This is a genomic window from Streptomyces sp. CA-111067 (assembly GCF_050956065.1).
In the GTDB taxonomy this organism is placed as follows: Bacteria; Actinomycetota; Actinomycetes; order Streptomycetales; family Streptomycetaceae; genus Actinacidiphila.
The window spans coordinates 3641733-3665854 of the sequence record NZ_CP192103.1; the positions used below are offsets into that span (position 1 = coordinate 3641733).

Consider the following 24122-nt stretch of genomic DNA (forward strand, 5'->3'; position numbering starts at 1 on the left):
CGCTGCCACCGGCCTGGCCAGACGCCGAAACCCCGCCACTACCCGTCATGCCAGCGCCACCCGCGCCAAAGCCCTGGCCAGCCGCACCACCATCAGCCCCGCTGGCCGAACCACCCGCACCACCACGGCCACCGCCAGCCTGGCCGGACGGCGAACCGCCACCAACCGCCCGCTGAATCGGCGTACCAGCGCCACCCACACCGGACCCCGGGCTACGACCGGCACCGGTGTTCCTACCCGCTGAACTCCCCACAGCGCCGCCGCTGCCAGCCCCGCCCGCAGTCCCGGGACCGGAATTTCCGCCAGCCGTACCCTTACCGCCATCGCCCGCCGGGCCAGACGGCGAACTTCCGCCAGCCGCGCGCTGCACCGGCATGCCAGAGCCCGGCCCTACCGGACCGGAACCACCCGCGACGCCACCGCCGCCCGAACTCTCCTGCCCAGCAAGGGGGTTGGCGCCGCCACCGTTACCGCCGACCGCCCGCTGCACGGAGGCGCCCGCGCCGGAGCCCGCGCCTACCGGGCCAAGTCCCGCACCGGCGGAACCACCCGCAACGCCACCGCCGCCCACCGCGCGCTGTATCGGAGCGCCCAGGCCCACCGGGCCACGTCCGCCCGGCTGGCCGGACGACGAAGCCCCGGATCCGGCCGCACCGGGGGCCGAGCCCCCGGCAAAACCACCCGCGCCGGGGCCGGGGCCGGGGCCTACCGGGCCATCACTGCCACCGACCTCGCCGGACGGCGAACCGCCGCCGAAGACCGCGCGCTGCACCGGCATACCCGCGCCAACGCCCGAACCACCCGCGCCACCCGACGCGCCCGTCCGCGTCACCGGGAGAACACGCTGCTGCCCGCCCGTCGAACCGGAGTCCGACCGGGTCAGGGACCTCGCCCGGGGGGCCTGGGCCGCCGGCAGGGGCGTCACCCGGACGCCGGACGGCGCCGGTGAACTGCCGGGCGTGGACGGCGAACCGCTCACCGCCGCGCGCTGGAGCGGCATCGAACCGCCCGTAACTCCCGCCCCGGCAGGGGACGAAGGCCCCGAACGCTGGTTCGCGGGCAGCGCCCGCAGCGGGACCGCCGGGGCCCGCTGCACCGGGGCCGTGCTGTCCCGCAACGGGATCGTGCCCGGGCGGCGTTCGAGGCCGGAGACCGGGCGGGCGGCCACCGGGCGGGACGCCGGATCGCTGAGCATCGCGGTCGGCTCGCCGCCGAGCACCGCGTGCGAGGCCGTGCCCATGAACGACGGGTTCTGCCAGGTCGGCAGCCGGCCGCCGAACGCGGAGTCGGCGACTCCGGTGCGGCTCACGGCCACCGCCCGCTGGATCGGCGGCAGTCCCGCCCAGGACGCGGCGACCGGCGCGACAGCACCGCCCACCGCTCCCGGCTCACTCCGAGCAGCGGCCGGCGCAGACGCCGGCTCCCCGCCGGACGGCGTACCCGCGTCCGGCGTCCGGCCGCCCCGCAACCGTTCGAACAACCCCACCGCTCAGCCCTCCGCTCCGGCCCGCGTCACCAAGGACGCGATCCCGTCCGTCCAGCGGCGGCGGTCGTGGTGTTCCAGGTCCAGGATCTCTTCCAGGCTCCAGTGGAAGTGGTAGGCGACGTACGCGATCTCCTCGTGCAGCCGGTCGTTCGCGTACGTCACGATTCCCCCAGGCGGCTCCCGCCGAGTTCGACCTCGAAGGGTTCGGCGCAGTGCGGGCACTCCACAGCCGCCCGGGTGTGGCCCTCGGCGTTGATCTGGCGGTAGAAGTCCTGCAGGAACGCCAGGTCGGAGGCGAACATGTTCTCCACGATGCCGTCGTGCACGATCGGGACGGTGCCGAGCCGGGTGATCACCCGGCCGAGCAGCACCACCGACAGGAACGCCGGGTTCTCCTGGACGCGCATGTCGCGCAGCGGGACGAGTTCGTCCCGCGCCGTGGACAGCCGCATCACTCCGTCCCGGTGCACGACGCCCGACTCGTCCACGTATCCGCGCGGCAGCTGGAACGCGAACTCCGTCCGCAGCACCTCCTGTTGCCGAGGCGGCTGCTGCTGGATCGGCGGAGCCTGCACCACCTGCGGAACCTGGCCGGCCGGCGCCCCGTCGGCCGGCGCGGACGGTGTCACGTCCGCGCCGGACTCCTGGACGCTGTCAGCCCTGGCAGCCGAACGGCGCATTACTCGATGACCAGTTCTTCGAACGCGATGGTGACGGTCTCGGTGAGCGCGGCGGCCTCGCCGGCCTTCACCGTGCTCGCGTCGATCTTGTTGCACCAGGCGTTGCGCAGGTGGTAGCGCTTCACCGGGTTGTTCTGGAAGTCCATCATGATGATGGAGGCGTTCTTGCGGGCCGTGGTCATCTGCCCGGTGATCGACTCGTTGATCCACTGGGTGAACGAGGCCGAGTGGGTCATGCCGCGGACCACCGTGCAGGTGCCGTTCTTCTTCACGCCCGGCAGGTTCTTGACCACGTTCTGCCCGTTGGGGGTGTTCTGCTGGTAGGTGATGACGTCCTGCTCCATGCTGAGGCCGCTGACCTCGGAGAGGTACTCGACCATGACACCGTCGATCTGCAGGCCGAAATTGTGTGAGGTGAGAGCGTCACCCGGCTGGAGACTCATGAGTTCGCTGTCCTTGGGAGGGTCGTGAAGGTCGTGAGGGTGGCGTTACGGAGCGGGGCAGCCGGGCGGGCTACTCCTCCAACTCCCCGCTGCCGCTGGAGAACTGGGCCAGCCGGAAGATCACGAACTCGGCGGGCTTGACCGGCGCGATGCCGATCTCGCAGACCACCCGGCCGACGTCCACCGACTCCGGCGGGTTGGTCTCCTCGTCGCACTTGACGTAGAAGGCCTCCTCGGGGCGCTGGCCGAACAGGGCGCCGCTGCGCCACTCGTTGACCAGGAACGCCGAGATGTTGCGCCGGATCCGGGCCCACAGCGCGTGGTCGTTCGGCTCGAACACCACCCACTGGGTGCCGAGGAGTATCGACTCCTCCAGGTAGTTGAAATACCTGCGGATGTTCAGGTAGCGCCAGGCCGGGTCGGAGGAGATGGTGCGGGCTCCCCAGACGCGGATGCCGCGGCCGGGGAAGGCGCGGATGCAGTTGACGCCGATCGGGTTGAGCAGGTCCTGCTCGCCGCGGGTGATCTGGTTCTCCAGGTCCACCGCGCCGCGGACGACCTCGTTGGCGGGCGCCTTGTGCACGCCGCGCTCGGCGTCGTTGCGGGCCCAGATGCCGGCGACGTGGCCGCTCGGCGGGATCATCCTGGACTGGCCGCTGGACGGGTCGAAGGTCTTGATCCACGGGTAGTACAGGGCCGCGTACTTGGAGTCGTAGCCGGCCGTCTCCTGCCGCCACACCCGGATCTGCTGGGCGTTCATGCCCGGCGGCGGGTCGATGACCGCGACCCGGTCGCCCATCAGCTCGCAGTGCGCGATCAGTCCGAGCTGGACGGCCTTGACGGACTCCAGGTCGATCGCGCCGCGCTGGTAGGCGGCCATCAGGTCGGGCACGGCGACCATGGAGATCTCGTCCACGGCCTCCAGGCCGCCGAAGCCGGTGCGGTCCGAGGAGTCGCCCAGGTAGTGGGCCGGGCCGGGGTGCGACTCGTCGGCCGGCGCGCCGGAGGCGGCGGGCGCGGCGGAGCCGGGGGCGGCGAGGGCCACCGTCTGGTTGTCGGGGCGGGCCAGCTGCCCGGCGGGCGCGGCCTCGGCCACGGCGATGAGCTTGGAGCGCTCCTTCACCTGGGTGACCACGTAGTTGCGGCCGCCCTTCTTGGCGCTCACGTCGAAGGTCTCGACCGGCTTGTCGCCGTCCTTGACGACCAGCTTGAAGCGTTCGGGGGCGCCCTCGCCGTCGGCGTCCGCGACCTCGACGCTCAGGGCGCCGCTGCCGCCCGCCGCGATGGCCGTCACCGTGAACGAGCCGAGCTGCTTGGGCTCGCCCGACTCCAGTGCGGCGTGGGCACCGGAGCCGCGCACCGCGGCGCGGCCCGAGCCGGCCGCGCCGTCGATCGGCGCGCCCTCCTTGGAGCCGCCGACGCGGACCACGTAGGCCGCGGAGCCGCCGTTGTTGAAGAAGCCGTAGACGGAGTGCGCGAGGTAGTACCCGTCGGTGAACTCACCGAACGACGCCACGTACTGCGACCAGTTGGTGACCAGGGTCGGCTCGTTCAGTGGACCGCTCGACGCGAGTCCCACGAAGGCCGCGACCGACGTACCCACTCCCTCGATGGGGCGCGAGCCGCTGGTCACCTCCTCGACGTAGACGCCGGGCGACAGGTAGGACGGCATGCTCTGCTCTCCTCGGGGTACGAGACAGGAACGGAGTCAGCCTCTCCCGTACCCGGGCGCGGCCGAAACGTCCCTGGGGGCCGGGCAGGGGGCACCGCCGTTGCCCTCGGGGGCAGCCGCCCGGTGGACGGGCGCACTCAGGAGCGGCCGCCAGGTACGTACTCCTCGGGACGGTCAGCCGGATAGACCGACGCGAACGGCTGGTCGCTCTGGGAGTTGGCCTTCACTGTGATGCGACCGCGGTCGATGCCCAGGCGTACCAGTTCGGCCACCACGGCCCCAGCGCGCTTCTCCGCCAGGTTCCGCAATGCGATCGCTCCGCCGCGGGCGTGGCCTTCGACCACGATCGGCGCCGTGGACTGCTGCCACATGGCGGCCGTCTTCTCCAGCTGACTCTTGCTGAGGTTCGTCAGCACGTCCGAGCGCTCCTCGAAACGCAGCCGCGGAACCTGGGTGGTGACGACTGTCAGCGGGTTGAGCGCGGTGGCGCGGTTCTTGCCGTGGAAGCTGCGCTCGCCACCGGGTTCGTACATCTTGAAATACCACATGCCACCCATAGCGGACTTGACCTCCCGCTCCAGGAGCCCGCGGGCCACCTGACGGGCCTCTTCCTCCGACATGACCTTCCCGGGGTTGGCCCGCACGTAGGCCCCGGCAGTCTGCACGGCGGCGTTGTGCAGGAGCGCCGTCATCAGCGAGGTGCGGTTGAAGTTCTCCAGGCTGATCTGGTCGGCGCCATCACTGCTCTGGGCCACCACCGTGCCGTAGTGGTAGGGCCAGATCCGCTCCGTGGGTACCCGGTTGCGGTAGTGGTCGAACTTCTTGTCCACGCCCGCACGGGGCTCGGAGTCGATGGTCCGGGTGGTCAGCGCCTCGCCGACCTTCGCCCGGGCGCTCTCGTTGATCCCGATGGCGTGTTCACTCGCCGTGAACTGCCCATTGCGCAGGCTCGTGCCGTACGCCGCACCGGGAGCCCGGGCCGGATCGGCGCCCTGAGCGGCCTGTGCCGCCTCCCGCGGGGTGGTCGGCGGCCTGCCGGAGCTCAGCGCGCCGGCCAGGCGCGGCAGCCCGATGCCCCCTCTGGATCCGATGTCGGCGGACACTCCCCTGCCGTCGGGGCCGCGGAAGACGGCCTGGCCCAGCAGTCCTCCGGTGGTCAGCTTCTCGGCGACCTCCACGCATTCGTGCTGGACCAGGTGCATGAATCGGGTCAGGACGGCATCGTCCAGATCCGTCGCGGCCCGGGGGCGGACCACCGTAAGCTTTTCCCCGGAGCTGCCGGGCAGTGAGTGGCCGCCGGCGGACAGCCGCATGTAACTGCCCGTCTCCGCCAGTGACCTGTTGGCCGCCGCGATGACGGCCGGCACGGCGTAGAACTCCTTGGCGCCGTGCTGGGAGTTCATGGCCATCGTGCGGTCGTTGGACCAGGACAGGGCGACCGGCTCACTGGCCGCGACGTGCTCGGTGAGGCTGCCGTGGAACGTGCCGCCTTCGAGACGGACGGTGACCGAGGGCTGGGTCAGCGCGAAGGCCGGAAGCTGGTCACCGGAGGACTGGTCGTACGCGGGAGCGGCCGGCGCAGTACCCGCGGCATAACGTTGCAGGTGCGGTAGGACGGCCGAGCGGGCGTCCGCGGTCCGCTGGATGCCCGGTCCCTCGCCCCGGACGGAGCTGGGGCCGCCCGACCCCATGCGCGCGGCGTTGGACTGCGCCTCACGTTCCTCGGCGTCCTGCGGGTGGGTCATGTTGAACCCGCCGCCAGTCGGATGCCCGACCGAGGCCCGCTGCTGGTTGCGGACCGTGTGCGTGATCTCGTGGTCCAGCGTCAGCGAGTCATCGCCGCCAGCTCCGATCACGATGTCCTGGTCCACCGTGAAGGCGCGGGCCTGGACGGATGCGGCGGCCTGCCGGGCGGCCGAACCGGTGTGCACCCGCACCCGCGACAGATCGGCCTGGAACTGCTCCTCCTTGCGGGCCAGCGTCGCCTGGTCCAGAGGTGTGCCCGGCGTGCTCAGACCCGCCTCGACCCCGGAACGCCGGGGCGGCTGCTGGTGGCCGCAGCCCCCGTCGTGCACGTGCTGCTCCTGCTCGGCCAGTTGGGCCACGGCGGCGTTGCCCGCGGAGCGCTGGAGGGCGAGGACGGCCTGCGGCGAGCGGCTGGCCACGGCGTGGTTGGCGGCGATGGCCGGGGCCTTGGCCGGGCCGCCGCGGCGCGCCCCCGCTCCCCTGGCGGCTGCCGTACCCTGCTTCTTCGTGTCCGACGTCTGATCCTGGCTGCGCATACGAGTCCCCGCGACGGCATGGTGACGGTGAACCACCACGTATACCGCCGTGCCGAGCGGCCGGGAATGACCTTGGGGGCACTCCGGGGGGCAGTGCGTGCTGCCCGGCGCGTGCCGGGGGCCGATCGGGCAGGCACGTCCGCCCCAGCGGGCAACGGTCCCTGCCCCGGGGCCTCATGACCGCCACCGGGCGATGGCCCTAGCGTGGCCGGGTGAGCCTATGGACTTCTCTGGAACCCGCGTCGGCCACGGTCGATCCCGGCGGCAGCACGACGGTACGGCTGCGCCTGCGCAACACCGGTGACGTGGTGGACGAGTACCACTTCGAACCGGTCGGCGACATCGCGCCGTGGACCACGGTGGAGCCGCAGGCCCTGCGGCTGTTCCCCGGGACGACCGGCACGGTGCAGCTGAGGTTCGCGCCGCCCCGCACGCCGGACGCGACCGCCGGGCCGAACCCGTACGCCGTGCGGATCACCCCGACCGAGCACCCCGAGGCGACCACCGTCCCCGAAGGCAACCTCACCATCACCCCGTTCACCGAGATGCGCGCCGAACTCGTACCGCCCACCGTCAAAGGCCGCTTCCGCGGCCGACCCCGGCTCGCGATCGACAACCTCGGCAACACCAAGCTCACCGCCTCCCTGGACGGCAACGACAACGGCGACCAGCTCTCCTACGACATCCGCCCCAGCAGCGTGCAAATCGAGCCCGGCCGCGCCGTGTTCGTCAAAACCACCCTGCGACCGCGGAAGATCATCTGGTTCGGCACCAAGGAACAACGCCCCTACCGGCTCTCCGTCCTGCGCTCCGGCAGCAAACCGCACCCCGTGGAAGGCACCTACGTCCAACGCGGCTTCCTACCCCGCTGGCTCGCCACCTTCTTCGGCGTCATCGCCGCCCTCGCCCTCACCTTCGTCATGCTCTGGATCGCCCACAAACCCGCCGTGAACTCCGGCGCGACCGAGAAGGTCGTCGAAGCCGGCGCCACCCTCACCCCCACCCCGACACCGTCGGCCGTGCTGCCGCCGCCGCCCCCGACGAGCGTGCCGGCCGCCCCGGTCACGACCGCCCCGTCCAAGGCCCCGGCGGCGCCCCCGCAGCACTCCTCGGCTCCGAGCGGCGGCAACAAGCCCAAGCCCAAGAAGCCCCCGGTGGAAACCGCGGCCACCGCCGTCAACCGGCTGGCCGTGGGCGACCCGTCGGGCCGGCACATCTGCTACCGCGCCTTCGTCGCGGGCGACGGCTGGGGGAAGCCCGCCTGCGACGGCGCGATGGCCGGCAACAGCCAGAACAAGGCGATCAAGGCGCTGAACATCGCCGTGTACGGCATGGCCGGCTCGTCGGCCAACGCGTTCATCCACAACCCCGAGTCGACCAACGGGCAGGGCAAGTGGGAGCCGAACTGGACGGCGATCATCGCCGACGGCAAGGACAACTACATCGGCAGCACCAAGCCTGACGCCCAGGACATGTCGGGCTTCGCCATCAACATCGGCAGCGGGCAGATCTGCCAGAACATCCGCTTCGACGGTTCCACCGACTGGGGCAAGGAGGTCTGCGCGAAGCAGCGCAACGCCTTCAACTTCGGCGGCACGGTGGACAACGACCGGTTCCTGGAAGCTGTCTGGTTCACCGTGATGGACGTCCCGCCCGCCTCGTGAGGCGGCGCGGGACCGGCCGGGCGTCCCGCCAGGCGCCCGGCCGGGTACCGCGGTCCGCCCAGGTGCCGGGTACGGCTCTACCAGGTGCCCTCGCCCGGCACCAGGCGGCCGGCCTTGCGGTACTCGCGCCGGGCACCTTCCAGCAGGTCCGCCGCCGTGACCAGGCCGTCGCGGCCGGCCGCGAGGTACGCGGCGGTCACCACCGCGCTGCGGATGGAGCCGCCGGCCAGCTCGAAGTCCGCCGCCACCCGCCCCGGTTCGAGGCCGGCCGCGCACGGCACGTGCGAGAGGCTGTGCCGCCACAGGGCGAGCCGCTGCCCGGCGTCGGGGAACGGGAAGTCCACCACCAGGTCGAGCCGCCGGGTGAACGCCTCGTCGATGTTGGCCCGCAGGTTGGTGGTCAGCAGCGCGATCCCGTCGAACGACTCAAGCCGCTGGAGCAGGTACGAGCTCTCCATGTTGGCGTACCGGTCGTGCGCGTCCTTCACCTCGGACCGCTTGCCGAAGACGGCGTCGGCCTCGTCGAAGAGCAGCACGGCGTCGGTGCGGTCGGCCTCGCTGAAGATGCGTTCGAGGTTCTTCTCGGTCTCGCCGACGTATTTGTCGACCACGGACGACAGTTGGACCATGTAGAGGTCGAGCCCGAGCTCGGCCGCGACGACCTCGGCGGCGAGCGTCTTGCCGGTTCCCGAACCGCCCGCGAACAGGCCGAGCACGCCCCGGCCGCGCCCGCCGCCCGCGCTGAGCCGCCAGTCGCCGAGCACCCGGTCGCGGTGCCGGGCGCGCAGGGCGAGTTCGCGCAGCTGGGTCAGCGGCCCGGACGGCAGCACCAGGTCCCGCCAGTCCACGGCGGGGCGGATCCGGCGGGCGTGCTGTTCGAGCCCTGAGGCGGACTGCTGGCGGGCACCGAGGCGCAGGTGGGCCGCCGTCAGCGGGGTCCCGTCGAATGCGGCGAGGCCGCGGGCCGCGCGGGCGGCCCGAGTGATGTGGTCGCCGGCCAGGTGGTACGGGACGACGGTGGCGGCCAGGTCGAAGCCCGGCTCCTCGCCGAGCGCGGCGGACCAGGCACGGACGGCGCCGGCCCGGCGCGGCGGCGCCTCCAGGACGAGCGGGTCGTCGTCGCACCACTGCGGGTCGTACGGGCGCGGCCCGGTGATCAGTACGAGGACGTCGGTGGCGGCGGTCAACTCCCGTACCAGCGGCCCCGGTCGGTCCGGCAGGCCGGCGACGACGACCGCGCGGCCGGTCAGCCGGGCCTCGCGCAGCAGGTCGGGGATCCGGTCCTCGGGGCCGGAGAAGCGCATCGCGGGGACGCCCGCGGTGTGCAGCGCGGCGGCGATCGAGGACAGGCCGTCGCCCTCGCGGCGCTCGCGCACGTAGACCCCGGCGGCCGGGCCGGCGGCGACCAGGGCGGCCAACCGGTTTACGAAGAGGCCCAGTTCGTCGTCCGGGAACGGGCCCTGCCCGTCGTACCCGTCGCCGTGCTCGTCGTCGTGCGGCTCGGCGGGCGCGGGCAGCGGGTGGACGTGCCCGGTGAGGGCCGGGTCCGGTGAGTCGTCGCCGAGCAGATGCGCCACCAGCCGGTCGGGCACCCGCAACGACCGGCTCAGGAAGGGGCGTTCCGGCTCCTCGACGGTCAGCAGGCCGAGCGCGCACAGCGGGGCCGCCGGGTGCAGCCGGGCCCGGGCGGCGGCCAGGTGGACCGGGATGCCGCACAGGTCCAGGGCGAGTGCGACGGTCGCGCGGCGGCGGCTGATGTCGTCGTTGAGGTAGCCGTACAGCGGCTCGAAGCCGCGGTCCACGTCGGGCGCGAGCGCGAACAGCAGGATCACCGCGTCGAGTCCGGTCAGGCCGAGCCGCGCGGCGAGCGCGGACAGCCGGTCGGCGGGCGCGTCGTTCGGGTCGGGGAAGGCCAGCCGCAGCGGCTCCGCCGGGCTCAGCAGATGCCGCACGGCCTCGTCCGACAGGTACAGGCCGCGCAGCGGGTCGCCGGCCGTGGGGTCGTCGGCGGACCGGTACTCGACCAGCAGCGCGACCCGTTCGCGCAGGTCGGCGAGGCGGGCGAGCAGCGCCTCGGCGGGGTCGGTGACGTCCGCGGGGTCGCCCGGCGTGCGTGGCGGGGTCTCGGTGGTCATGGCGTCGTCCTGCCCGAGCCGCGCTTGCGCCGGGCCGCCTCCCTGGCCTCCCGGGCCGCCGCCACGTGCCGCGGCCGGTGTGCGCGCTCCCGCGGATCGGCCGGGGTGCCGTCGATGGTGCGGACCCGGACGGCCGCGCCCTCGGTGACCGGCGGACCGGCGTCGTACTCGGGGTAGGCCGGGAAGGGCGCGGTGATCATCACGTCGAGCGACGGCTTGAGTTCACCGCCGAGCGCGGACCAGATCTCCGCGAGGGAGCGCGCCTCGGTCTGCACGCCGGCCACCGACAGCGGCACCGACAGGCCCAGCTCGCCCAGCAGGCCCGGGAGATCGGCGGGCGCGATCACCTCGCGCGGGATGAGGGTGGCCAACACGGCCGACAGCAGCCGGTGTTCGTCCTGCGGCTGCTTCGTCCACGCCGTGACCAGGTACGACAACCGGAACCAGCGCGGGGGTTGGCGCCGCTTGACCACGACGTCCCGCTCGTCGACCACCGCGACATGGCCGCGCTGGCGGCGGTTGACGTCCTCGCGGATGTCGTAGAGGTAGGCGTTGATGGCCGGCGCGTTCTGCCGGGCGGCCCAGTCCCTGGTGGGGGCGTCGAAGGCGACGTTGATGCCGGAGCCGTGCAACGCCCCGCCGCTGAGCAGGTTCTTGAGGACCTCGTCCACCTCGTGGATCACCGTCGTGCTCCCGCCCTGCCGTGCCCGGCCCCGCGTGTCGTCTGTACTGCCTTGCTGTGCCGCCGATTTGAGCGCTGCCGCCGTGCGGCTCCGCGGTCGTACCGATCCTGCCTGCCGCACCCCCCGTCCCCGCAGTCACACCGGGACAACGGCGGGGCAGAGCGGAATGCCCGGAGGGTCAGCTCCGGATGCCCGTACGGTCAGATGTAGCCTTCACGCAAGGCCTGGGCGACGGCGTGTGCCCGGTTACGGAGATGCAGTCGGGTGGTCAGTCCGTGCATGACGTTCTTGACCGTGCGTTCGGAGTACGACAGCTTGCCGGCGATCTCTCCGGTGTCGAGACCCTCGGCGACCAGCCGCAGTACGTCGACCTCGCGCGGGGTGAGCCCCGCGGCGGGGGCGCCGGGGCGGCCGGCGGCGCTGCGGTGCAGCGTCCCCACCTGGTTGATCAGCCGGCCGAGCAGGTCGGCGGGCAGGTCACCGTCGCCGCGGGCGGCGGCCAGTACGGCCTGCACCAGCCGGGTCGCGGTGGCCTCGTGCCGCCAGACGATCGCGCCGACACCGCACTCGATCACGTCGAGCAGCTCGGCCTCCCGCAGCGTGCCCACCACGAGCACCGCCCGCGCGCCCTCGCTGCGCACCAGCCGGCGCAGCCGGGTCAGCGCGGCCTCGTCGAGCGCGTCCTCGATCAGCAGCGCCACCATGCCGGGGCCGCAGTCGGCCTCCTCGCGCAGGTCGATCTCGGGGTACCTGCGCAGCTGGCTGTGCGCGCCCTCACGCGAGATCGGGTCCTGGGCGTGCACCGCGACACGTATCCGGTCGAGCCGGTCGGCTCTGCGGTCCGCTCTCCTGTCGGCCTTTCGGTCCGCAGACCCGGGCAGTGCCGCGTCCGTTGCCCCTGCCGTTGCCCTGCCGGTCGTGCGGTCGGTTGCCCGATCGGTCGGCAGGTCGGCTATTCGGTCCGCTTTTCGCGGAGCCATTCGGTCCGCTCTGTCGTCCTTCTTGGTGTCGGCGGGGCGGGAGTGAGTGGTGCGCGCTGCGCTGAGCAAGCTTTTCCCCCATGTCCACTTACGCGCCACCTTGGTGGACCCGGTGGCAGATGTGCGCTCTACACACTCCTGGGGCGAGTGTGATCCGCGCAATCGTGGAGCACCACGAGCCGGACCACGAGATCGGCCCCGCGGGCACCACGAGGGGGACAGGCCCGTACGGCCCGTACGAGGAGGAGGCAGGGATGTCAGGACCGCACCGTGCACAACCGCGGGAACACCGCCGTGCCGCCGCGCTGCTCGCGGCCGGCGCCGCGCGCGCCCGGGCCGGTGCGGGCGGTCTCGTGCTGCTGCGCGGTGCCACCGGCACCGGCCGAACCACCGTCCTCGAGGCCGCCGCGGAGGACGCCGCAGCGCACGGCATGCGGGTGCTGCGGACCCGCTGCTCCCCCGGCGACGCCACCGTCCCCTTCGCCGCCGTACGTCAACTCCTCGGTCCGATCACCGGCTTCGAGCAGATCGGCGGCGAGGCCGAAGGGGAGCGCGGCGAGCGCGAGCAGGGCGACCGGCTGTGGAAGGTGCTCTGCTCGTACGCCGAGGTGGGCCCGCTGCTGCTGGCCGTGGACGACGTGCACCTCGCCGACCCGCCCTCGCACCGCTGGCTGGTGGAGTCCGCCCGGCACGTGGACCTCTTAAAGCTGCCCATCCTGCTGGCGGTCACCGAACGCAGCCAGTACGACATCGACCCGCCCGCACCGGGCTTCGCCCACACCCTCCCGCACGCCGTCGTGCACACCCGCACGCTCGCCCCGCTCAGCGCCAACTCGGCGGCCGAACTGGTCCGCGCGCAGGTCCCGGCGGCGACCGACGAGTGGGCCGACAGCTGCCTGCGGGCCGGCGCCGGCAGCCCGCTGCTGCTGCGCGCCCTGCTGGACGACCTCGCCGTCCACGAGTGCACCGGCGCCCGCCCGGCCGTCCCCGAGACGACCGCGGCGCTCTACCCGGGCGCGTACCCGGCGGCCGTCTCGTGGTGGCTGGACAGCTCGGGCCCCGGCACGGCGGAGGTCGCCCGGGCGCTCGCGGCGCTGGACGAGGGCTGGGGCGACGAGGCGGCGGAGGCCGGCGAGGAGTGGTGGGAGGCGGTCCGCGGCGGCGGGTCCGACGTCCGGAGCACGGGCCTCGGCAGACGGTCGTACGCCCGGACCGCGACCCCCGGCCTGCGGGCGGGCAGCGGGATGACGACCCCCGACGTACAGTCGTACGCCCGGACGGCGACCCTCGCCGTCGGGGCGGACACCCTGACCGCGACCCTCGACGTACGGGACCGTGTACGGGACGACGTACGGTCTGACGGCCGGCGCGCGCGGCCGGCCGACGCCGGGCCGTGCCAACCCGCCGAGGACGTCGGGCGGTTGCTCGCCGAGCTCGCCGGGGCCGATCCGGTGCGGGTGGCGGGGTGGGTCACCGCGATGACCGGCCTCGGGGTGCTGCGGCTCGACTACTGCGGCCGGCCCCGGTACGCCCACCCGCTGCTGCGGGACGCCGTCCTGACCGGCGTGCCCGAGGCGCGGCGGCGGGCCGCGCGGCGGGCGGCGGCCGAGGCGATGCTGCACCGGGGCGCGCCCACCGAGATCGTGGCGCGGCAACTGCTGCTGACCGATCCGCTGGACGCCCCCTGGGTCCCCGGCGTGCTCCAGGACGCCGCCTCGCTCGCTCTGCACGCAGGCCGGTCCGCCGACGCGCTCGCCTTCCTGCGCAGGGCACTTGACGAGCCGCTGTCCGACGAGCACCGGCAGCGGCTGCTCACCGAACTGGGCTCGCTGGAGTGCGCGGACAACGAGTCGTCGGCCGGCATCCCCCGGCTCACCGAGGCGCTGCGGCTGACCGGCACCCCGCACGACCGGGTGCGCGCCGCCGTCGCGCTGGGCACCGCGCTCACCGCGCGCGGCAGGACCCGCGCGGCGGTGGAGGTGCTGCGTACGGTGGACGGCCAGCTCGCCGGCCACCCCGACCTGGCCGGCACGTTGCAGAGCGCGTCCGCGCTGCTGTCCGACCACGACCAGACCGTCCGCCGCGAGGTCTACCGCTGGCTGCTCGGCACCGCCGAGGACTCGCCCGAGCTGGTCGGCCCGGCCGCCCGCGCGCTGCTCGTCCGGTACGCGGCCACCGCCGGGCTGATCTCGGCGGCCGACGCGATGCGGCAGGTGCGCGGGCTGCTCGCCGAGCCGGCCGACCCGCTGACCGAGCCGTTCCTGCTCGGCACCGTTGCCGCGGTCGCGCAGTGGGCCGACGAACTCGACGAGGCGGAACGGCTGGTGGGCCGCGGCCTGGCCGACCACCCCGCCTCCCACCACCTGCCGCACCCGATGCGCGACGCGCTGCTCAACACGCGGGCCGACATCGCCGCCGGCCGCGGCGAATTCGGACACCTGGCGCGGCAGTTGACGGCCGAGCTGCCGCCGCACGCCGACACCCGGCCGTCCAACGTGCTCGCGCACACCCTCATCGAGCTGGTCGAGACCGGCCGTGCGGCCGAGGCGCAGCGGCTCGCCGACCGCTTCGACCTCGGCGGGACCGCCGACACCTGGGAGCGCAACCGGTTCATCTACGCGCGCGGCCTGCAACGGGCCGCGGCCGGCGAACAGGCCGCCGCGCTGCACGACTTCCTGGAGTGCGGACGCCGCCAGTCGGCGCGCGAGGTGGTCAGCCCCGTGGTCACCCCGTGGCGCACGGCCGCCGCCGAGTGCTCGCTCGCGCTGGGCAATCCGCGGCAGGCGCTCGCGCTGGCCGAGGAGGAGCTGCGGCTCGCCCGCGTCTGGGGCACCCCGCGCCCGGTGGGCCGCGCGCTGCGGGTGCTCGGCACCGTCACCGGCGGGCGGCGCGGCCTCGAACTGGCCGGCGAGGCGGTGCGGGTGCTGCGGGACGCGGCGGCCACCGTGGAACCCGAGCTGGTGGCCGCGCTGATCGCGCAGGGACGGCAGTTGACCGCTCTCGGGGAACGGTCACGGGCCCGCGGCTGCCTGCGGGAGGCGGTGGAGCGGGCGGAGCGGATCGGGGCGGTGCGGCTGCGCGGGCTCGCCGACGAGGCGCTGCGCGAGGGCGGCGCTCGGCGCGCGGGGACCGCGCGGACCGGGTCGGAGTCGCTCACCGGGAGCGAGCGGCGAATCGCTCAGCTGGCCGCTGACGGGCGGACGAACACGGAGATCGCCGAGGTGCTGCACCTCGCGCGGCGGACGGTGGAGACCCATCTCACCAACTCCTACCGGAAGTTGGGGATACGGCGGCGGAGTGAGCTGACCGCTTCGCTGGGCGCGGAGACGACGTGAACCGGGACACCGGGGCTCCGCCCCGGGCCCCGGTCCTCAGGTGCCGGACGAACAACTAGGGAGCGGGCGGGGGCGGGGGCGTCGCCTTGACCCCCAAGTGGTTGTCCGGGTCCTGGAGTTCGGCGCCGGCCGTCGCCACCATGCGCCGCACCATCGGCTCCGGCATCCGGATCACCACCGGCTGCGGGAGGGTCATCTCGCGTTCCGCCGTGCCGGCCCGGGTGCCGCGGACTCGGTTCGTCACCTGGGCGGTCACTCGGACGTCCAGGGTGAACTGGACGAGGACCGATGACATCTTCGGCTTGTGCAGCGGCATCGAACCCGCCGCGTTGGCCGCCGTGCCGGTCCCGCCCGCCGTGCCGCCCGAGTCGGCCATCATCTGGTTGAGGCGGAACTCCTCCGCGTTGAGCAGGCCCGCGCCGCCCAAGGCGCGGCCCGACCTGCTCTGTTCCGCCGTGCTGACGCCGTCGGCCTGGGTGGGGCGGGGGGACTCCAGGGTGCTCTGGCCGACCGTCTCGAAGGTCATCTTGTCGCCGACGCCGAGCACCCGGCCCTGGCGCAGCCGGGCGTGCAGGGAGGCGTGCAGGTCCTGGCCCTCGGCGCCGCTCGCGTGGACCGGGGGGAGGTCGACGCCGGCGGAGGTCAGCAGCGGCAGCGCCGCGATCATCCATTCGGTGGAGACGGCCTCGTTCAGGGTGTACGCGGCTGCCTGGCCCTTGTCCCTGAAGCGGTCGCCGCCGCCGGCCGCGCGGACCGCGTCGCTGACCAACTCCCGCACGCGCGGCGCTCCTTGGAAGCCGTTGACCTGTGCCTCCATCGGCAGCCGTACGCCGGCCTCCCGCCAGGGGCCGAGCCGGGCCGGGGCGGCGCCCCGGGGGCCGGCGGCCACCGGTGCGGCGGTCGGCAGGGGGGTCACCCGGGCCAGCGCCGCCAGGTCCTTCGCCGGGACCCGGTGGGTGAACGCGAGGTTGTCCAGGGCGACCATGGCCACCCGGCCGGCCGCGGAGTGGAGCTCAAGGCTCGCCCTGACCGGCACCCGCATCTTCGCCGACTGCGTGCTCTTCGCCTCGGCGACCGCCTTCACACCGAGCTGGCCGCGGCTCGCGTCACCGGTGCGCCGCGACGAGCTGGTGGCGAAGCCGGCCCCGGCCGCGCCGCCCAGGCTCTTCAACTGGCCGACCCCGCTGTCGGGTTTGCCGGAGCCGGCGAAGACGCCCGCGGCGCCCTTGGTCACGCCCTGGCCCTGGGAGCCGGCCTGCTGGGCGACCGCCGAGGTGATGTACTCCATGTCCCGGCCGTCGTCCGCGGTGCCCTCGTACGCGCCGTCGCGGACCCGGTCGACCTTGAACACCGCCCAGTGCGGGGTCTTCCGGCCGTCGAGCAGTTCGACGGTGACCCCGCCGTCCATCGCGCCCGACAGCAGCCCGGCGGAACCGCTGCGGTCGAGGACCCGCAGCAGCCGCTGCACGTTGTCGTTGCGGTCCTTGAGCTGCTGGCGGGGCAGCAGGTCGTCGGCGAGACCCTTGTTCTTGCCCTGTGCGAGGCGTCCGCGCAGCATCTCCAGCAGCGGCACGAAGTTCGGCAGTCCCTCGACCATGCCGAAGCCGAGCGGGAGCCTGCGGTCCAGGGTCGGCGGCGCGGTGCGCGCCGCGGCGGTGGACGAGGACTCGGCGGCGTCCCGTTCCTCCGTCCGCGCCCCGGCCCGCTCCTTGCCCTTCTTCGTCCCGGTCTCCGTCCCGGCCGGCTCCTTGCCCTTCACCGTGCCCCCGACCGGCTCCTTCGCCGCCGGCTCCTCGTCCAGCTTCAGCTGCCGCCGGATGGACGGCGGCAGCTGCGCCTCCGTCAGCCACACCGCCGCCTCGGCCGGCAGCGTGCGGACGGCCTTGGCCACGTACGGGCCGCCGCCGGTGACCTTGACCTCCGCGACCATGTTCACCAGCAGGTCGCACTGCACCAGGTAGAGAGGGGCCTTCTTCGGGGTGTGCGCGTTGCGTTCGACCGTGCCGGAGATCGTGGCGGTGTCGGTGCCGCCCGCCGTCCTGGTGCGGTAGCCCAGCATGCCCTGGCCGGTGCGCCCTTCGGCGAAGTTCTCCGAGGCCGTCATGCCGAACTGCACGGTGCTGCTGGTGCCGTTGCCCTGCTGGCCGCCGGCCTGGTGGCCGCCGAGCGCGAGGGTCTCGGTGCCGGGGCCGGCGCCCCTGTGCAGGAACTTCGGGTTGGCCAGCGTGAGCCGGGTGCCGACCGCGCCGTTCAGCGCGGCGGTGCGGCGCTGGTAGCGCAGGTCCTTCACCACCCAGCCCGACGAAGTCGCCTGCCGCACCGCCGCGTTGACCGCCTGCGGGCTGAACCGCTCCTCGATCGCCAGCCGGGGCGCGAGCCCCTCCGTCGCCAGCGCGGGGTCCTCGCGCAGCGCCTTGTTGCGTCCGGCGGCCCGTGACAGCAGCTGGAAGGCGAGGTCCCTGATACCGCTGCCGTCGCCGAGGGACTCGGTCAACTGCCAGTCGCGCAAAGGCCGTCCGGTGGCCGGCCGGGGTATGAGCCCGGCGAGGTCGCCGATGCCGGCGGCGTTGAACTCGCGTTCGGGCGCGGCCGGCCGGCCCGTCCGCCTCGCGGCGGCCTCCTCCTGGCGCCGCTTGCCGTCGTCGTCGAGAGTGAACTCCGTCGGGGTGAGCAGCCGTACGTCCTGCTCGTCCATCTGCATCTCGGCGACGGCCCGCGCCTCGGGCACGCTGCGGCCCGGCGCGCCGGGGGTGAGCGAGCGGGCCAGTTTGCGCGGCCGGGAGGTCATGCTGACGTTCACGTCGAGCCGCAGGGCCGCGCCGAACGCGCTGGCGTCCTCCGAGCCGTTGGTGAGGGTGTCGGTACGGGTGGTGGGACCGGCCTGGTTGCGGCGGGTGCCGACCTGGTGCTTCTCGTAGCGGGCCGAGCCGGTCAGCACGCCGGGGGCCAGCCTGACCTGGCCGAGCACCAGGCCGCCGATCGACCGCGCACTGCTGCGCCCGCTCTGCGCGGTGCTGGCGACGCCGGAGTGGCTGCGTACCATCCAGTCCTTGATGTCGCCGAGGTAGCGGGTCTCGCCGAGGCTGCCCCTGACCCGGATCAGCACGTCGTGGGCGTGCAGGGTGGTCTTGCGGCGCAGTCGTACCGGGATGCCGGTGGACAGCAACTGGGCCTTGTTCACCTTCAGGTTGGTCTCGGACAGGGCGGCCATCAGCTCGCGGTAGTTGTCCCGCTGCGCCGCCGCGTCCTCCTTGCTGCTCCCCAGGCTCGACGGCTGGGCAGCGCCGAAGACGGGCAGGTAGCCGGCCAACTGCGGGTCGGTCGCGAACAGTTCGCGTACCGCCCGCACCATCGGGCCGGTGTCCACCTGGCTGAGCACGACGCTCGAACCCGTCGTGAACGGCAGGTGCCGTACGACGTCCTGCTCCCCGGCGCCCTCGCCGTTCTCACGACCCGAGCCGTTCTCACGGCCCTCGCCGTCCACGCGACCCGAGCCGTCCCCGCCGTCCGAACCCTCCTTGCCGGCGTCGTCCCTCCGCTTCGGCCTCTTGATGAAGTCGCCGGCCGTCGCCCCCGGCGGCAGCGGCAGCCCGAACTCCGCTGCCTCGTCCGCGCGCAGGCTGACCCACACCTTCATCGAGTGCTCGCTGATCCGGTTCGCCGGGTTCAGCACCATCGCGGCCGAGCCGGGCCCCGTACCCTTCGCGGTGAACCGCACCACCGCCTGGTAGAGCACCTTCTCGCCGCGCACCTCGGCGCCCTGCCGGGTGGAGACCGTCTGCTCCGACTGGCTGAACCTGGCCTTGCGGGCGGCGCCCACCGGCATGGCCGTGCCCCGTACGACGGCCGCGTTGCCGGCCGCGCCGACGCCGATCGCCGGGCCGAGCCCGGCCGTGACCGCCCGCCCCTTGCCGGCGCTCGCGGCGGCGGTGTGCTGCGCCTGCTGGTGGGTGCGCAGCTGGGTGCCGCCGGTGCGCCAGGCCGGCGTCAGGCCGGTGATCTCGGCGTGCAGGTGGTAACTGGCCGCCGTGCCGCCGTCCTTGGAGTGCAGGTCCTCGCCGACGACACCGTCGCGCAGCAGCCGGGGCATGTCCTCGAGGACGGTCGCCGACGCCGTCGCCGCGTAGAGCCGGGTGCGGCCGGGCGCGCCCGGCGCCGTCACCGACGGGTGCATCACGGAGGCGACCGCGTCGAAGAGCCCGCCGCCGCCCTGGTGCGGGGCGGCGGCGTCGGCCACGGCGACCGGGGCCATGGAGTCGGCGAGCGAGACCCGGCGGGCGAGCGGCGGTTCGACGGGCCGCGGCGGCGCCAACTCCCCCGTGCCGGCCGGGATCAGGTGCTCGGTGGGCACCCGCTGCTTCAGCGTGCCTGACCCGCGGAAGGTCTGGGCGTCCTGGGTGCCGGACTTCTGCACCCGCACGCCGAACCGCACCTTGCGCGGCACCTCCACCGTGCCCTTGTCGCTGCGCAGCACCCGCGGCTCCGCCACGCTCTTCTGGCTGCGGGACTCCCGGGAGGACTGCCAGGGCTGCACGTTGCCGGTGCCCGCGCCGCCGAGCCACAGCCCCGGGACGACCGGCGCGAGCCCGAAGCCCATGCCGCCGACGCCCTTGCTGGACGAGGAGCCGGCCGTACTGCCCGTGGTGGCGGCCGAGTTGTGCTGCACGTCGACCTTGGTCTCCTTGCCCTCCGCGTCGTCCAGTTCGGCGACCGGCGGCCCGTCGGGGTCGGCCGGCAGCACGGCGAGGTCCTTCTTGGGGTGGTAGGCGGGCGGCCGGTCGCCGGAGTCGGGGGAGATGGTGACGGTGACGTCGAACCACTCCTTGCCCGTCGCGCCCCGGACGGCGAAGGCGCGGCCGGAGCCGAAGAACGACTCGGGCCGGCCGGCCAGTTCCGCGGCGATCCCGGCGACGTCCCGGCCGGCGTGCCCGACGGCGGCGGCGACCGCGTGCTTGACGAACTCGTGCCCGGTCAGCCCGTAGGAGGTGGACAGGCCGCCGGCTTCGAGCGCCATCAGGTACGGCGGCAGCACGAGCCCGGCCTCGGCCCGCTCGTCGATCCCGGCGGCCGGGGCGACCGGCCGCCCCTTGCCCTTGCCCAGCCCGGCGGGCCGGTCCATCCCGTCCACCCGCTGCCGCAGGGCGGCGGCGGTGGCCGCGTTCCCGGCGGAGTTCATGAACCCGAGCAGCGGATTCGCGGTGCCCGCGCCGCTCCCGCCGCTCCCGTTCGTCCGCGGCACCCGCGCCACCCGGGGGGCCTGCTGCGAGCCCTCCGCCTTGCTGTCAACCGACTGCCGCTGTCTCCGCACGGCTTCACGTTAACCACCCGGGCCCCGCCGGAACCGTTCGTCAAACCGCCGCCTCCGACTCGACACCCGCCGCACACCCGCAGGTCACCTCCGCTACGGCCGCCGTCCGCCGGGCCGCCGCGACGCCCGGCTTGACCGGGGAGGGCAGCCGGGCTCGACGGGGGCGAGAAGCCGGGTCAACGAGGGGCTGAAGTCGCTCGGGGCGCAGTGAGGCACGCGGTGACGCACGCGGTGGCGCCCGCAATGCCGCGGGCCCGCCCGGTCAGTGCATCCGCGACACCTCCGCCGCCTCCGCCAGCACGTCGGACGGGTCGTCCTGCGGCAGATAGCCCAGGTCGCGGGCCGAACTCGTGGTGTCCCAGTGCGGTATCGCGTTCGCCGACACCCCGAAGTGGACGCCGTAGCCCGGTTCCGCGGTCAGGGCGGCGGTGACGAGCCGGCCCGCGTCGTCGTCCGACAGCCACAGCCGGGCGTGCCCGGGATCGGTCAGCGGGAAACCGGTCAGGCCGAGCCGCAGCGAGACCACCGACGAGCCGTGGGTGTCAGCGTGCATCCGTGCGAGCGCCTCGCCGACCACCTTGCTCATCCCGTAGGCGCAGCACGGGTGCGGCTCCCAGGCGGGGTCGATCGGGTACCGCTCGGGCCGGCTGTCGCCGCCGGCCGCGTGCACCGAGCTGCCGAAGACGATCCTCGGCACGTCCGCCGCGGCGGCCAGCACCCGTTCGGTGAGCACGATGTTGGTCGCGTACAGCCGCTCCCACTGCGCGGTGGGCGACGGCTCGCCCGCCAGGTGGAGCAGCGCGTCGGCGCCGACCATCGCCGACCGCGCCGCCTCCTTGGACGCGAGGTCGGTGACGACCAGTTCCTCGTCCTGCGTGACCGGGCCGCCGACCCGGTCCACCAGCCGCAGCCGGTAGCGCGGGCGCAGCCGGGGCCTGAGCACGCCCGCGACCCGGCCCATACCTCCGGTGACGACGAGCAGCGGTCTGTCGTTCCCCGGTCGGGGCTCCGACTGGGGCGCTGACTGGGGTACTTGCTGGGTCCCTGACTGGGTTCCTGGCTGGGTCACTGGTGGGGTTCCCCCGTTCACTGGTTGAGGTCCGCCGCCCCGACGGCGGCGTAGACCGGCTGGCTCACCACCACCTTGGCCTTGCTCACCGCCGCGGTGACCATGGCCGCGTAGTCTTTGTCGCCCTGCTGCGGAGATATGCCGCTCTGTTGCGGCGACTTGCCGTCCTCCTTCCCCGTCGCCCCGGGCAGCGTGTCGATGAGGTGCATCTTCAGATTGGACAGCCACAGGTCGTAGAACTCGGGCAGGTCGAACCGCTGCGGCCCGTAGACCGGCTGGTCGTCGCTGACCGCCTGGGCGCGCCGCTGGTTCTCCGCGTCGAGCTGGTTCAGCAGCGCCGGGTAGTCGAGCACGTCGGCGATGTGCCGCTGCTGGCCCAGCCGTTCGGCGGCCTTGTTGCGTACGGCGTCGGTGAGCGCCTGCTTCTTCAGCCAGTCGATGGGGCGCACACCGCCGACCGGCGCGGTCCAGAAGTCGGCGGCGGCGCTCTTCGACGTCGCGAAGTGCCGGCGGGCGGCCGGCTCGTCGGCGGCCAGCGTCAGCCGGAACTCGCCGAGGTCGACGGGCGCTCCGTCGACCGTCACCACGGCCGCCGCCGGGCCGGCCGGCCGCGGACCGGCCGTGACCGGCGGGCCGGCCGGACGGGCGGCCCCGGGCCGGCCCGAGTCGCAGCCGGCCAGCAGCAGGGCGGCGGCCAGCGCCGGCAACGCGAACGCGAACAGACAGGGGCGCGGGCGAAGGCGTCTCATTGCTTCTGGTAGGCCTCCTCCAGCTCCTGCCGGATCTGGTCACCGCCGCCGCTCTTCCACGCCTTGACCGCGTCGTCCCATGAGGACAGCGGCTGCCGGCCCTGCAGGATCGCGTTCTGCGCGTCGGTGATGTTCGTCCAGAGCAGCGAGCCCTTGCTGGAGTTGGTGTCGGAGAAGTACTCAAGTGCCGGGTTGGGCAGCGAGTGCGGCACGAACTGGTTGCCGAACGCGTACTCCTTCTTCGTCACGTCGGGCAGGCCGGGCTCGTACAGCACGGCGGGCGCGTCGGCGATGTAGCTGATGTTGAGCCCGGTCTCGGTGGTGCCGGTCTGGTTGAGCACCGGGTTGCCGTCCTTGACGGTGTAGTCGCGGCCGGCGACACCGTACTTGCGGAACTGGAACTCCTCGGTGCCGAAGGGCGCGGCCAGCCAGTTGGCGATGGCCAGCAGCTCCTTGATCCGCTTGTCGTCGGCCTTCTTGAACGCGGTGAAGCTCAGCGCGGCGCCGTTCTGCCAGTGCGAGGGCGTCGAGTCGGCGTCGAACTTCGGCGGCACCATGCCGATCACGTCGTAGCTCTTCCCGGAGACGTTCTCCCGGTAGAACTGGCTGAACGCGGTGTAGCCGTTGTCGGTGAACACCACCTGGCCGGCCTCGAACCACTGGGTCGGGTTGGCGCTGGAGGCGAAACCGTCGGGCTGCACCAGGCCGTCCTTGACCAGCTGCGCACAGGTGGCCAGCGCCTGCTTGGTCTCCGGCGCCTCGTAGAAGCTGGTGAACTTGCCGCCCTTGATGTCCCAGGTGTTCGCCACCCCGAGCATCTGCTGCACGATCGCGACCATGGTGGAGGCGCTGCCGAGCGCCCACCGGTGGTGGGCCGGGTCGTTGACCTCCGCGAAGAGCTTGCGCAGGTCGGCGAACGTGGTCACGCCGTCGGTCGACAGGCCCTTGGCCTTCAGCAGGTCGTTGCGGACGAACAGCGGCCGGCCGATGATGCCGCGCGGCACCGGGATGCCGTAGATGCCGCCGGCGTACACCGCGGCCTTCCAGCTCTCGGTGGGGATGTTGGCGAGGAACGGGTAGTCCTTGGCGGCGTTCCCCGACAGGTACGGGGTGAGGTCCTGGAACTTGGCCGCGAGCAGCGCGGGCAGCTGCGGGACGGCGCCGGCGATCTGCACCAGGTCGGGCAGGTCGTTGCCCGCCACCAGGGTCGCCAGCTTGCTGGGGTAGTCGGGGGTGGGGGTGATGACCAGGTCGAGCTTGGTGCCGAGCCGCCGGTTGACCTGCTGCCAGTACGGGTTCTTGCCGAGCGGCGGCGGCACCGGGCTGTAGGTCTGTACGAACGCGCTGACCGAACCGCCCTTGCCGGGCGCCCCGTTGCTCACCTTCTTCGGGTTCGCCGGGAAGTTCAGGAAGCCCGGCAGGTTGCCGTCCTTGGTGGCCGGCAGGTCCGGGGTGACGCCCTGGTAGGGCAGGTACGCGGGGAGCGCGACCTTGGCCGAGCTGCTGCTGTGCGTCGTCGTGCCTCCCCCGCAGGCGGCGAGCAGCGGTCCGCCCGCTGCGAGGGCCCCGGCGCCGAGCGCGCCGCGCAGAACTGTTCTTCGGCTGGTGATCGTCATTGGTTCCGTCCTCTGTTACG

15 protein-coding genes are annotated in these 24122 nt (G+C 73.5%); 2 read left to right on the top strand and 13 right to left on the bottom strand.

Translation table 11 applies throughout. The annotated features are described in order from the left end of the window. Nucleotides 1–45 precede the first annotated feature (45 nt). From ACQPW6_RS15855 to ACQPW6_RS15880, 6 genes are all read right to left on the bottom strand, one after another. Complete coding sequence (locus ACQPW6_RS15855; protein ID WP_433890286.1) at nucleotides 46–225, bottom strand: hypothetical protein; 180 nt, start codon at nucleotides 223–225, stop codon at nucleotides 46–48. Nucleotides 226–1489: 1264 nt separating this feature from the next. After that, nucleotides 1490–1648 carry a DUF6760 family protein gene (locus tag ACQPW6_RS15860; protein WP_433890287.1) on the bottom strand — a complete coding sequence of 53 codons (159 nt, stop codon included), beginning with the start codon at nucleotides 1646–1648 and terminating at the stop codon, nucleotides 1490–1492. After that, nucleotides 1645–2166, bottom strand: coding sequence for a hypothetical protein (locus ACQPW6_RS15865; RefSeq protein ID WP_433890288.1), 522 nt, complete (start codon nucleotides 2164–2166; stop codon nucleotides 1645–1647). Before ACQPW6_RS15865 ends, ACQPW6_RS15860 begins: the two co-directional genes overlap by 4 nt. After that, the gene (locus ACQPW6_RS15870; RefSeq protein WP_433890289.1) at nucleotides 2166–2609 is read right to left on the bottom strand and encodes a phage tail protein; all 444 of its coding nucleotides are present in this window, start codon (nucleotides 2607–2609) and stop codon (nucleotides 2166–2168) included. Before ACQPW6_RS15870 ends, ACQPW6_RS15865 begins: the two co-directional genes overlap by 1 nt. A 70-nt stretch (nucleotides 2610–2679) precedes the next feature. Next, a complete protein-coding gene (locus tag ACQPW6_RS15875) occupies nucleotides 2680–4281 on the bottom strand; it encodes a phage tail sheath subtilisin-like domain-containing protein (protein ID WP_433890290.1) in 1602 nt (533 codons plus the stop codon). 137 nt (nucleotides 4282–4418) lie between these two features. Then, nucleotides 4419–6563, bottom strand: coding sequence for an eCIS core domain-containing protein (locus ACQPW6_RS15880; protein WP_433890291.1), 2145 nt, complete (start codon nucleotides 6561–6563; stop codon nucleotides 4419–4421). Between the two features lie 212 nt (nucleotides 6564–6775). On the opposite strand from ACQPW6_RS15880, the gene ACQPW6_RS15885 reads away from it, so the two are divergent. Beyond that, entirely contained in the window at nucleotides 6776–8227 is a 1452-nt protein-coding gene (locus ACQPW6_RS15885) for a hydrolase (protein WP_433890292.1), read from the top strand. 77 nt (nucleotides 8228–8304) lie between these two features. Here the strand turns inward: ACQPW6_RS15885 and ACQPW6_RS15890 are convergent, their stop codons facing one another. The 3 genes from ACQPW6_RS15890 to ACQPW6_RS15900 all read right to left on the bottom strand — a co-directional run bounded on the left by ACQPW6_RS15890 (nucleotide 8305) and on the right by ACQPW6_RS15900 (nucleotide 11848). After that, a complete protein-coding gene (locus ACQPW6_RS15890) occupies nucleotides 8305–10362 on the bottom strand; it encodes an ATP-binding protein (protein ID WP_433890293.1) in 2058 nt (685 codons plus the stop codon). Further along, the gene (locus tag ACQPW6_RS15895) at nucleotides 10359–11045 is read right to left on the bottom strand and encodes a DUF4255 domain-containing protein (RefSeq protein ID WP_433890294.1); all 687 of its coding nucleotides are present in this window, start codon (nucleotides 11043–11045) and stop codon (nucleotides 10359–10361) included. The genes ACQPW6_RS15890 and ACQPW6_RS15895 overlap by 4 nt, the downstream gene beginning before the upstream one ends. A gap of 200 nt (nucleotides 11046–11245) precedes the next feature. After that, nucleotides 11246–11848: a helix-turn-helix transcriptional regulator gene (locus ACQPW6_RS15900; protein ID WP_433890295.1), complete on the bottom strand. Its 603-nt coding sequence runs from the start codon at nucleotides 11846–11848 to the stop codon at nucleotides 11246–11248. Nucleotides 11849–12279: 431 nt separating this feature from the next. Between ACQPW6_RS15900 and ACQPW6_RS15905 the strand changes: the two genes are divergently transcribed. After that, nucleotides 12280–15360 carry a LuxR C-terminal-related transcriptional regulator gene (locus ACQPW6_RS15905; protein ID WP_433894543.1) on the top strand — a complete coding sequence of 1027 codons (3081 nt, stop codon included), beginning with the start codon at nucleotides 12280–12282 and terminating at the stop codon, nucleotides 15358–15360. 55 nt (nucleotides 15361–15415) lie between these two features. Here the strand turns inward: ACQPW6_RS15905 and ACQPW6_RS15910 are convergent, their stop codons facing one another. From ACQPW6_RS15910 to ACQPW6_RS15925, 4 genes are all read right to left on the bottom strand, one after another. Beyond that, on the bottom strand, nucleotides 15416–20668 hold the full coding sequence (locus ACQPW6_RS15910; protein ID WP_433890296.1) for a hypothetical protein: 5253 nt from the start codon (nucleotides 20666–20668) through the stop codon (nucleotides 15416–15418). Nucleotides 20669–20930: 262 nt separating this feature from the next. Further along, a complete protein-coding gene (locus ACQPW6_RS15915; protein ID WP_433890297.1) occupies nucleotides 20931–21758 on the bottom strand; it encodes an NAD-dependent epimerase/dehydratase family protein in 828 nt (275 codons plus the stop codon). Beyond that, nucleotides 21755–22486, bottom strand: coding sequence for a hypothetical protein (locus ACQPW6_RS15920; protein ID WP_433890298.1), 732 nt, complete (start codon nucleotides 22484–22486; stop codon nucleotides 21755–21757). Before ACQPW6_RS15920 ends, ACQPW6_RS15915 begins: the two co-directional genes overlap by 4 nt. Continuing rightward, the gene (locus ACQPW6_RS15925) at nucleotides 22483–24102 is read right to left on the bottom strand and encodes an extracellular solute-binding protein (protein ID WP_433890299.1); all 1620 of its coding nucleotides are present in this window, start codon (nucleotides 24100–24102) and stop codon (nucleotides 22483–22485) included. The genes ACQPW6_RS15920 and ACQPW6_RS15925 overlap by 4 nt, the downstream gene beginning before the upstream one ends. Nucleotides 24103–24122: the final 20 nt, after the last annotated feature.